Genomic DNA, 10,439 nt, shown 5'->3' on the forward strand with positions numbered 1-10,439 from the left:
GTTTAGCGAAGAAAGCGATCTCTCACCGCCATCACATGTTCCGCTCGATTACACTACCCCGCGTTCCCTTAAAGTGGCATCCGCTTCCCACCCTGCATTGACAAATCATCCATGTTCAACAAAGTCCACGCCGTTGCAAAACAAGTCAGCCAGATCGTTGTAGGCAAAGACCTGCAAATCCGTCAATCACTGGTATGCCTGCTTGCCGGCGGCCACTTGCTGATCGAGGATGTGCCGGGTGTCGGCAAGACCACGTTGGCGCATGCGCTGGCTATTTCGCTCGGCCTGAAGTTCAACCGTTTGCAATTTACCAGCGACCTGCTGCCGGCCGACGTGCTCGGCATTTCGGTATTCAACCGCGAAACCAGTGGTTTCGTTTTCCATCCCGGCCCGGTGTTCACACAGGTGCTGCTGGCCGATGAAATCAACCGGGCAACACCGAAGACACAGTCGGCCCTGCTGGAGGCAATGGAAGAGCGGCAGGTGACCGCCGATGGCATCACACGCGATCTTCCCCAGCCCTATTTCGTCATTGCGACGCAAAACCCAACCCATCAGATCGGCACATTCCAGTTGCCTGAATCACAATTGGACCGTTTCCTGATGTGCCTGTCGCTCGGCTACCCGGATGCGACGGCCGAGCGAGCGCTGCTGATGGGCGAGGATCGTCGTTCGATGCTGCGTTCGCTGCCGACTGCGATGCACCCGGAAGAACTGATGGAAGCGCAAGGCATGCTGAAGAAAGTGCATGTATCGGCCGCATTGATCGACTATGTGCAGGCACTGGCGCAGTCATCCCGGCAGGGTGGCCTGTTTGCGGAAGGCTTGAGCCCGCGCGCGGCGATCGCGTTGTTGCAGGCGGCGCGCGCGTGGGCGGCGCTCGAAGGACGCGATCACGTGATTCCCGAGGATGTGCAGGCGGTATTGGTGCCGGTTGCCGCACATCGTTTGCGTCCGCTGAAATCCGCCAGCGGATCCGCGCTTGGCAGCCGCGACCTTGTCATGCAACTGATGAAATCCGTTCCCGTCTGACGATTGCATGAACGTCTTCAGCAAGATCGAACATGCGCTGCGCAAGCGCGCCAGCAAGTGGCTGTTCCGTCACCGAGGCGCGGAGCCGGGCGAGGTATTCCTGCATCAGAGGCGTGTGTTCATCATGCCGACCCATCCCGGCCTGTTCTTTTGCGTCATGCTGGTCGCACTGTTCATCGGTGCGGTGAATTACAACCTCAGCCTCGGCTTTGGCTTTACCTTTCTCATCGCCGCATGCGCACTGATCGATATGCATCTCACTTTTCGCAATCTGGCGCATCTCCATCTTTCAGCAGGCCGTGCCACATCGGTATTCGCCGGTGAAGAAGCGCAATTCGAACTGCACCTTATCAATCGCCGCAAGCATGATCGCTATGCGATCTGGCTCGACTTCGTCGGCGAAGGTCTGCCGGAAGTCGATCAGGCCACTGATGTCGCGGGAAGTTCAACGCGCAGCGTGACGCTGTCCACGCCGGCACGCCAGCGCGGCTGGCTGGCCGCGCCGCGCGTCCGCCTGCAGACCCGCTTCCCGCTGGGCCTCATGCGTGCCTGGAGTTATTGGCAACCGGATGCGAAGGCATTGGTGTATCCGCGTCCCGAGCCGGACGCCCCGCCGCTGCCGCTGGCGGACGCGGAGAAGAAGGACGGCCAGGGCGAGGCGGGGCAGGACGACTTCGCCGGCATAAGGGGGTATCAGGCGGGCGACTCCTTGAAGCGGCTCGCATGGCGCCAGATCGCCAAGCTGGATGCGGAAATGGACGGCAGCCTGGTGACCAAATATTTCGAAGGCGGCGCCGCGAGCGAGATCGCGCTCGATTTTTCCCGTCTTTCGCCCACCATGGATGTCGAAGCACGATTGTCCCGAATGACCCGCTGGGTCATCGAAGCCGAGGCGCGCGGCGTGCCCTACGCGTTCCATCTCGGCGACACGCACCTCGAACCGGCGCTGGGTCCTACCCACCGTGAAGCCTGCCTGCAGGCGCTGGCGCTCCATCAAACGGCATGATGACTACAACGCAAACCCGCTCCATGCTGGGCTCGCTTCCCGGCAAGCTGTCCCGGCCGATGGCCCGCGACAAGGCCGATGCGCTGCTGTTGCTGGTCACCTGCGCATTGGTTCTGGTTCCCCATGCGAGCCATCTTCCGGCATGGATCAATATTGCCTGCGCCGCATTGCTGTCCTGGCGCGGCTGGGTGACCTTCCGCGGCAACCGGATGCCGCCGCGGTGGCTGCTGCTGCCGCTGGCGGTACTGTCGATGGTCGGCGTTTACTGGACGTACAAGACCATCTTCGGCCGTGAAGCCGGCGTGTCGATGCTGGTATTGCTGCTGACATTCAAGCTGCTGGAAATGCATGCGAAGCGGGACCTGTTCGTCATTTTGTATCTCAGCTTCTTTCTGGTACTGGCCGGCTTCTTCTATTCGCAAGGCATCGGCATGGCGGTCATGACCATCATTACCGTTGTTGCCATCCTGACCACCCAGTTATCCTTTCAGTACACCGGCGCCGTGCCGCCCCTGAAGCAGCGACTCCGCTTGGCCGCAGTCATCCTGCTGCTTGCCGCACCGCTTACACTGGCGCTGTTCTTGTTATTCCCGCGCATCCAGGGCCCTTTGTGGGGCATGCCCAAGGATGCGCAATCGGCACGTTCCGGGCTATCGGAAAGCATGTCGCCGGGGAATATCTCGCAACTGGCGCTGTCCGAGGAGATCGCCTTCCGGGCAAAATTCGAGGGTGAGCCGCCGCCCAAGGCAAAACTCTACTGGCGCGGACCGGTACTCGGCACCTATGACGGCCGTATCTGGTTTCCGTCCCGATCGCCGTCGGTCCAGAAGCAGCTTGTCGTCAAGCCGCGCGGCGAGCCGGTACGTTATCAGGTAACACTGGAACCGAACAACCGCAGGCGACTGTTCGCGCTTGAAATGCCGCAAGCCGTCCCGGTATTGACGGGTAATCCGACCGGTATCGGCCCGGAGATGGAGCTGTTTGCCAACCTGCCGATCAGCACACGGGTGCGTTACGACGTCGTTTCCTATGTTGACTTCGATCTGCAACCGAACGAGATTCCGGAGGTCCTAGAGCACTGGCTGAGATTGCCCAGGGGTTTCAACCCGCGCACCCTGGCGTTGGCGGAAAGCATGCGCAGCAAGTTCGGCACCGATCTGGAGCGGATCAATGCGGTGCTTAAGTACTTTCGGGAAGAAAAATTTCACTACACCCTGGAACCACCTGCATTGGGCAAACATGTTACCGACGAATTTCTGTTCGACACCCGCGCCGGTTTTTGCGAACACTATTCGGGCGCGTTTGTCGTGTTGATGCGGGCGATGGGCATTCCTTCACGGGTGGTCACCGGTTATCAAGGTGGGGAGATCAACCGGACGGATGGATTCCTGACCGTGCGGCAGTCCGATGCGCACGCATGGAGCGAAGTATGGCTGAAAGGCCGGGGCTGGACACGCGTGGATCCGACCGCCGCAGTGTCACCGGAGCGCATTTCGATGAATCTCGGCAGCGCGTTGCCAAGGCAAATGCTTGGCGGCTGGCTCACACTGGATGCGACAAGGAATCCGCTGATCGCCAATTTTCAGCAGCTTCGCCAGTATTGGGATGCGATCAACAATGCATGGAATCAGTCAGTCCTCAGCTACACCGCCGAACGCCAGAAAAGCTTTCTGCAGTCGCTTGGATTCGAGCATGTCGATTGGCGCACCCTGGGGGCGTTGATGGCGGTCGTGGGCGGCCTGATGGTGCTGCTGATGACACTGCCGCTGATGATGCACCGGTCGAAAGTCGACCCGGTCGAGGCAATCTACCGATCGCTTTGCAAAAGGATGTCGAAATATGGATGCCCGCGATTTCCTCATGAAGGACCGCGTGCTTATCGGATGCGCCTGACGGCAGCCGATTCACCACTCACACCGGAAACCAAGGCGGCAGTTGCCCGTTTCCTGGAATATTACGAGACCGCGCGCTATGGTCCGGCAAGCAGGAAGCCGCCGGTTGCGCTCGTGTCACAACTCAAGTCTTTAGCCTCTCAATGTCGATGATATTTACCCGTTTGCGCCACACAACCGCTTGCCTCTCCTCGCTTCTGCTTATCGCCTGCGCCTCGGCGGCGGACGTCAAACAGGAATCCGCCACGAAACCCAAAGCGGACGCCAAGCCCGCCAAATCGCAACCACGCAAGGCGTCGCCACCGAAAGTCGTTGACGGCGAGTTCGCCAACTTCACGCAATGGAAGGAAATATCAGATTTCATTGACCGGATGGTTGCGCAACATGGTTTTGAACGGAGCGCGCTGGAAGAGGTATTCCGCAAGACGCAATACGTCGAAACCGCCATCCAGCTGATGAAGCCGGCACCACCCGGGCGTCCGAAAAACTGGCGGGCCTATCGTGCCCGCTTCATAGACCCGGTGCGCATCAATGCTGGCGTCGCCTTCTGGGATACCCATGCGGATGCGCTCGCGCGCGCCGAACAGCAGTACGGCGTGCCGGCCGAAATCATCGTCGGCATCATCGGGGTGGAAACGGTCTATGGTCGCAACACCGGCAATTTCCGCGTCATGGATGCGGTCACGACGCTCGCCTTCGACTATCCCAATACTCCAAACCGCGAATCGCGCATGACATTCTTTCGTGGCGAGGTGGAAAACACCCTGTTGTTCGCACGCGAAGCCGGCATCGACCCCTTTACCCTGCTTGGCTCCTACGCCGGGGCGATCGGCTGGCCGCAATTCATGCCCGGCAGCATCCGCAAGTTTGCCGTCGATTTTGACGGCGATGCGAAAATCGATTTGCGCAATTCCCCGGTGGATGCGATCGGCAGCGTGGCGCACTTCCTGGTGGAACACGGCTGGAAACCCGGGGAGCCGATCGCTTTTCCGGCGACCGTCACCGAGACCGAAGGCAATCGGGGCTGGAACATGTTTATCGGCCAGGGACTGGAAGCCAAGTTCAGCCTCGACGAATTGAAAGCGGCCGGCGTCTCCCCCAACGTGGAGCCCCCTGCGGATATGAAGTATGGCCTGGTCGATCTGCAAAATGGTGGGGAGCCTACCGAGTACTGGCTGGGTGCAGGCAATTTTTTTGCCATCACGCAATACAACCGCAGCTTCTTTTATGCGATGTCGGTGGTTGATCTGGGGCGCGCGGTCAGAACTGCACGAACCCGCTGAGCGCGGACGGCGATGTACCGTGAAATTACATTGCCGGGCGATTGCCTGCCAATGGGCGATATAGCACCGTCAGCGAGCGCCTTCAATACGGCGTTCGCTTATGTCGAAAAATTCTTCCACACGACCGGTTCAAGCTGCACGGAATGTTGATCATCCGATAGCCAGACCTGTCCTTCCTGTATCGAGCAATTCAACTTCATGGACCGCGCTGCCAGCTTTGACAAGGCGAGGCTGGCCTCTGGTGCAATGTTTGCAACGCACAGGTTTCTTGCGCGATCCAGCCTGTCACCCATCTGTTTCCACCATATGCCGCTGTTGGCGCTGTAGCTATACACTCTGACTTCGTCGGCGCGGCCACAGGCCTTTAGCAACCGCTTTTCGTCCGGCAGGCCGACATCGATCCAGCGTTCAATCGCACCGGTCAGGTCGCGCTGCCAGAGATCAGGCTCATCCTCCGTGCTCAAGCCTTTGCCGAATGCAAGTGCCTCATGCGCATGCAGGGCGAATGCGAACAAACGCACCATCATCCGTTCATCGGTTTCGGAAGGATGACGTGCAATCGTCAGGGAATGGTCGCCGTAATAATGACGATCCATATCCGCGATCTGGATCTCTGCTTTGTAGATGGTTGCTTTTAACGCCATGATGCCTGGGTAAGGATGCACAGGAAATCCGGGCCACCGCACTTGGGATGCCAGGATCAAATATGGGCATAATGATCGCCTGTTTTTTGCTTCCCTACCAGAAGAAATGGCTCAATCTCAAACCTTCCTCCCTTCGCCTGCATCCGAGAACGATCCGGTGGAAGATACCAAGGCATGGCTGGAAAAAGTGGTAATAGGCTTGAATCTGTGCCCGTTTGCCAAGGCTGTTTACGTCAGGAACCAGGTCAGATACGTTCTCAGCAAAGCGGAAGACCCTGACGCCCTGCTTGCTGATTTAGTGACCGAGTTGCGCACTTTGCATGCGGCCAGTGCCGACGATATCGACACGACTTTATTGATCCATCCGCATGTACTCAATGATTTTCTGGCATACAACGACTTTCTGCACCTTGCCGACGGCGTATTGGAGAAACTTGAAATGGCTGGAGAAATACAGATCGCGAGTTTTCATCCGGATTACCAGTTTGCCGACAGCCACGTCGATGATATCGAGAACCATACCAACCGCTCGCCTTATCCAATGCTGCATCTTTTGCGGGAAGAGAGCGTGGAGCGAGCCGTCGACGCCTTTCCGGATACGGACACGATTTATGAAAAGAATATGGAAACCATGAGGCGTATTGGCCATGAAGGCTTGAAAAAGTTGCTTGGGAAGGACGTCAAGGATGGCAAAGCGTAGATGGCGAATCCGGATTTGATGAGAGAAGAATTGCTTTCTGTCAACGCGCCGCTTGCTCATCTTCTCTAGAATTTGGACTAACTAAATACAATATTCAGGTCGAAGACAAGGGCAAGTTTTGCATTCCGGTTTGCAATCAGTCATGAACTTTCTCGGTTTGTCATGACTCAGTCTTACGATTTGAAGAACTGGATTTGCCCGGAATTAAACTCGTGTAAGTCAAAGAATATTGCAATTATGAAATTTATTCACTATATTGCAATTGTGAAATGTAGTAATCTGTAAAGTATTCAGTACATGCGTCCGTATCTTGGCAATATTTGTACCGAAAGCCGTAACAGCTTTCCCTGTACAATCCATTTCCATTACGGAATTATTGACACAATACTACTTATTTAGGCATTGCTATGACTGGTACACGACTCGCCGACCAAGTTGAATATGACCCCAACAATCTGTTGGATGCATTGATCGAAAAACTCAATCTCAAGAACGATGCTGCGCTCTCGCGAGCACTGGAAGTCGCACCTCCGGTAATCAGCAAGATACGTCACCGCAGGCTGCCAGTTGGTGCTTCACTGCTGATTCGCATGCATGAAGTCAGCGACCTGAGCATCAAGGATCTCCGCATCCTGATGGGAGACCGCCGTGACAAGTTCCGTATCAGCGACAAGCAATTCAAGCCTAAAGAAGGCGGCACTGATCAGCATGAATAATTCGCACTTCCCTGTTGTCAGGCAGGGAAGATGCCGGTGGACAGATAGCGATCTCCGCGATCGCAGACGATAAAAACAATCGTCGCATTTTCGACTTGTTGCGAGACGCGCAGTGCTACTTCGCATGCGCCTGCTGCGGAAATGCCGCAGAAAATTCCTTCTTCAATTGCCATTCGGCGCGCCATTTGTTCGGCTGCCGCCTGTGACACATACTCGATCTGATCCACGCGGGATTTATCGTAGATTTTCGGCAAGTACGCTTCCGGCCATTTCCGGATTCCCGGGATTTGCGATCCCTCCTCCGGCTGCGCGCCGATGATACGTACGTCAGGGTTCTGTTCCTTCAAAAACTGCGACACACCCATGATGGTACCTGTCGTACCCATCGCACTGACAAAGTGGCTTACCTGCCCATTGGTGTCGCGCCAAATCTCAGGCCCGGTCCCTTCGTAATGTGACCGCGGGCCGTCCGGATTCGAAAACTGGTCGAGGATGATGCCTTGTCCTTCCTTTTGCATCTGTTCCGCCAGGTCACGCGCATACTCCATACCCCCGGTCTTCGGCGTCAGGATGATTTTTGCCCCATACGCAGCCATGCTCTGGCGGCGTTCCTCGCTGAGGTTTTCCGGCATCAAAAGGACCATTTTGTAGCCGCGCATTGCGGCAGCCATCGCCAGAGCGATGCCGGTGTTTCCGCTGGTTGCTTCGATCAGCGTATCGCCGGGCTTGATATCGCCACGAGCCTCGGCATGCTTGATCATTGACAACGCGGGGCGGTCCTTGACCGAACCGGCAGGATTGTTGCCTTCCAGCTTACCAAGAATAATATTGTTGCGACGGGCGGCATCGTCTCCTGGTATGCGCTTCAGTTGCACAAGCGGTGTATTGCCGATGGTATCTTCGATGGTCAGGTAAGGCATAGAAATGAGTTTGGCTGCTTTGGTAAAAATGTCATTCTAATCGGAGACGCGAGCCGGCGTGCGATATTGCCTCCGGTCTTCCGGACAATAAAAAACCCCGCATGATGCATTGCGGGGTTGTTTACCGTTGCCTGGATCAGGACTTCTTGTCTTCGGCTTTCAGCTCTTTCTTTGCGTCGCCGGTTTTGGTTTCCTTAACGGCGTTTGTCTTCGGCTTTGCCTTCTCTTTTGAATCGGCTGACGCCGCTTTCGACTGCCCGTTCACGGTCAAGCCGGCATCGGATAATTTTAGCGAGCTTTTGCCGCCGATACCTTTGACGCGCTGTTCAAGGTCATTCCAATTCTTGAATTCGCCGCCCTTCTGGCGCTCGTCGAGAATCGCTTTCGACATTTTCGGTCCGACTCCCTTGAGTCCATCCAGCGCTGCCTGATCGGCTTTGTTCACATCGACCTGGGCAAATGCAAAACCCATGGTCGCAACCAAGGCCGCCACAGACAACAACAACTTTTTCAACATGCTACTTCTCCATAGTGAAGGTTAACCCGTAAAGGGAGGACCAATGTCCTGCGCGGTTTAACGTTCACCATTGGGATTAGTTGACATATTTTTAATAATTTTTTGATAACTATCCGAACAGTTCTTCCTTTGTTACGGTCGCGGTACCCAGTTTGCCGACGACAATGCCGCCCGCTCGGTTTGCGATGGATGCAGCTTCACCAAGCGGCATGCCCGACCCTAACATTGTCGCCAAGGTTGCGATCACGGTGTCGCCGGCACCGGAGACATCAAACACTTCTCTTGCACTAGCGGGAAAATGCATGACTTCACGCTCCGTGTACAGGGTCATGCCTTCTTCCGAGCGGGTCAGCAGCAACGCTTCGAGACGAAGATCCGCACGCAGGTTCTGTGCTTTTACCGTCAGCTCTTCCTCGGTTTTCCAGGACCCCACAATGTGTTTCAGCTCCGCTTTGTTTGGGGTAAGCACCGACGCGCCACGATAGCGCGAAAAATCCTCTCCTTTCGGATCGACGAGGATGCATTTATCCAGGGCGCGGGCTGCCTCAATCATGTGTGTTACGTTGATCAGACTGCCTTTCGCATAGTCGGACAGGATGATTACGTCATATTGCGGCAGAAGGGCATTGAACTGCGTGAGCTTGTCCCGCAACACGGTATCGGTCGGCGGATGCTCGAAATCGATGCGCAGCAGCTGCTGCTGGCGACCTATCACCCGCAGTTTGATGATGGTGGAGATCGATGCATCACGATTGAGGTAACTGTTGACGTTCAACTCGGTCAGCATCGCCTGCACAGCATCGCCTGCCTCGTCCTTGCCCACCACGCCCAGCAATCCGGTGTACGCTCCCAACCCGACGGCATTGCGCGCAACGTTGGCTGCGCCGCCGAGACGCTCGTCGCGCTTCTCGATGCGTACGACAGGTACCGGCGCCTCCGGCGAGATACGGCTGACATCCCCGAACCAGTAACGGTCGAGCATCACGTCGCCGACAACGAGTACACGGGGAAGCTTTGTAGAAGATATTGGCATCATTTGTTTGATTGGATAGCCGGCGAGTTGCGCCCTATTCCGTAATATTCGATTCCTGCATCCGCCATGACTGCCGGCTCGAACAGATTGCGCCCATCGAAAATGATCGGCGATTTGAGCAGTGCCTTCATCTGATCGAAGTCCGGGCTGCGAAAGGTTTTCCATTCCGTCACGATGATCAAGGCATCCGCATCGCGCAGGGTGTCCATGGCGCTGCGATCAAATCGGACCCGGGCATGGTCCGCCGGCTTGGCGGCAAAATCAGCAGCGATTGCTCTCTCTGCCTCCGGCATCGCTACGGGATCATACACCGCGACCGAAGCGCCGGCGCCGATCAATTGCTGGAGCAACATCCGCGATGGCGCCTCGCGCATGTCATTGGTATTCGGCTTGAAGGCCAGTCCCCACATCGCAAAATGCCGTCCTGAGAGGTCCTTGCCAAAACGGCGAATGACCTTCTTCCCCAAGACCTGCTTTTGACGTCGATTCACCGCTTCGACGGCGGGTAGTATCAGCAACTCCTGATGATGTTCGAGTGCGGTTCTTTCCAGTGCGCGTACATCCTTCGGAAAGCAGGAGCCGCCATATCCGCAGCCGGCATACAGGAAGCTGTACCCAATGCGCGGATCGGAGCCGATGCCATGTCGCACGGCTTCGATGTCGGCGCCGACCTTGTCGGCGAGATTGGCCAGTTCA

11 protein-coding genes are annotated in these 10,439 nt (G+C 56.5%); 6 read left to right on the forward strand and 5 right to left on the reverse strand.

Annotated elements, in window-relative coordinates; genetic code table 11:
• Nucleotides 1–111: 111 nt before the first annotated feature.
• Genes V7080_RS19035 through mltB form a run of 4 tightly spaced genes read left to right on the forward strand, consistent with a single transcriptional unit; the run spans nt 112 to nt 5,213 of the window.
• Nucleotides 112–1,032 carry an AAA family ATPase gene (locus tag V7080_RS19035; RefSeq protein ID WP_334189971.1) on the forward strand — a complete coding sequence of 307 codons (921 nt, stop codon included), beginning with the start codon at nt 112–114 and terminating at the stop codon, nt 1,030–1,032.
• 7 nt (nt 1,033–1,039) lie between these two features.
• The gene (locus V7080_RS19040; RefSeq protein WP_334189972.1) at nt 1,040–2,038 is read left to right on the forward strand and encodes a DUF58 domain-containing protein; all 999 of its coding nucleotides are present in this window, start codon (nt 1,040–1,042) and stop codon (nt 2,036–2,038) included.
• Nucleotides 2,038–4,083 (forward strand): transglutaminase TgpA family protein, encoded by a 2,046-nt coding sequence (locus V7080_RS19045; RefSeq protein ID WP_334189973.1) that lies wholly within the window; start codon nt 2,038–2,040, stop codon nt 4,081–4,083. The genes V7080_RS19040 and V7080_RS19045 overlap by 1 nt, the downstream gene beginning before the upstream one ends.
• Entirely contained in the window at nt 4,074–5,213 is a 1,140-nt protein-coding gene (gene mltB / locus V7080_RS19050) for a lytic murein transglycosylase B (protein ID WP_442947253.1), read from the forward strand. Before V7080_RS19045 ends, mltB begins: the two co-directional genes overlap by 10 nt.
• Before the next feature lie 98 nt (nt 5,214–5,311).
• Here the strand turns inward: mltB and V7080_RS19055 are convergent, their stop codons facing one another.
• Nucleotides 5,312–5,857 carry a YaeQ family protein gene (locus V7080_RS19055; RefSeq protein ID WP_334189975.1) on the reverse strand — a complete coding sequence of 182 codons (546 nt, stop codon included), beginning with the start codon at nt 5,855–5,857 and terminating at the stop codon, nt 5,312–5,314.
• Between the two features lie 106 nt (nt 5,858–5,963).
• Between V7080_RS19055 and V7080_RS19060 the strand changes: the two genes are divergently transcribed.
• Nucleotides 5,964–6,557, forward strand: a complete 594-nt coding sequence (locus tag V7080_RS19060) for a DUF1415 domain-containing protein (protein ID WP_334189976.1) — start codon at nt 5,964–5,966, stop codon at nt 6,555–6,557.
• Between the two features lie 407 nt (nt 6,558–6,964).
• Nucleotides 6,965–7,273 (forward strand): hypothetical protein, encoded by a 309-nt coding sequence (locus V7080_RS19065; protein WP_334189977.1) that lies wholly within the window; start codon nt 6,965–6,967, stop codon nt 7,271–7,273.
• 17 nt (nt 7,274–7,290) lie between these two features.
• Here V7080_RS19065 and cysM read toward each other — a convergent pair whose 3' ends face one another.
• The 4 genes from cysM to V7080_RS19085 form a co-directional block, all read right to left on the reverse strand.
• Nucleotides 7,291–8,193 (reverse strand): cysteine synthase CysM, encoded by a 903-nt coding sequence (cysM, locus tag V7080_RS19070; protein ID WP_334189978.1) that lies wholly within the window; start codon nt 8,191–8,193, stop codon nt 7,291–7,293.
• A 136-nt stretch (nt 8,194–8,329) separates the two neighbouring features.
• Entirely contained in the window at nt 8,330–8,710 is a 381-nt protein-coding gene (locus V7080_RS19075) for a ComEA family DNA-binding protein (RefSeq protein ID WP_334189979.1), read from the reverse strand.
• A 109-nt stretch (nt 8,711–8,819) separates the two neighbouring features.
• Nucleotides 8,820–9,743, reverse strand: a complete 924-nt coding sequence (rfaE1, locus tag V7080_RS19080) for a D-glycero-beta-D-manno-heptose-7-phosphate kinase (RefSeq protein WP_334189980.1) — start codon at nt 9,741–9,743, stop codon at nt 8,820–8,822.
• The coding region (locus V7080_RS19085) for a UDP binding domain-containing protein (protein WP_334189981.1) at nt 9,743–10,439 on the reverse strand (697 nt) is incomplete at its 5' end. The genes V7080_RS19085 and rfaE1, both read right to left, overlap by 1 nt.

The sequence above is a fragment of the Noviherbaspirillum sp. genome, assembly GCF_036846085.1.
Classification (GTDB): Bacteria; Pseudomonadota; Gammaproteobacteria; order Burkholderiales; family Burkholderiaceae_D; genus Noviherbaspirillum.

Coding starts and splice junctions, on each gene's coding strand:
- V7080_RS19045 (WP_334189973.1), top strand. CDS start 2,038: ATGACTACAACGCAAACCCGCTCCATGCTGGGCTCGCTTCCCGGCAAG.
- V7080_RS19055 (WP_334189975.1), bottom strand. CDS start 5,857: ATGGCGTTAAAAGCAACCATCTACAAAGCAGAGATCCAGATCGCGGAT.
- V7080_RS19035 (WP_334189971.1), top strand. CDS start 112: ATGTTCAACAAAGTCCACGCCGTTGCAAAACAAGTCAGCCAGATCGTT.
- V7080_RS19040 (WP_334189972.1), top strand. CDS start 1,040: ATGAACGTCTTCAGCAAGATCGAACATGCGCTGCGCAAGCGCGCCAGC.
- V7080_RS19060 (WP_334189976.1), top strand. CDS start 5,964: ATGGCTCAATCTCAAACCTTCCTCCCTTCGCCTGCATCCGAGAACGAT.
- V7080_RS19065 (WP_334189977.1), top strand. CDS start 6,965: ATGACTGGTACACGACTCGCCGACCAAGTTGAATATGACCCCAACAAT.
- rfaE1 (WP_334189980.1), bottom strand. CDS start 9,743: ATGCCAATATCTTCTACAAAGCTTCCCCGTGTACTCGTTGTCGGCGAC.
- cysM (WP_334189978.1), bottom strand. CDS start 8,193: ATGCCTTACCTGACCATCGAAGATACCATCGGCAATACACCGCTTGTG.
- mltB (WP_442947253.1), top strand. CDS start 4,074: ATGTCGATGATATTTACCCGTTTGCGCCACACAACCGCTTGCCTCTCC.
- V7080_RS19075 (WP_334189979.1), bottom strand. CDS start 8,710: ATGTTGAAAAAGTTGTTGTTGTCTGTGGCGGCCTTGGTTGCGACCATG.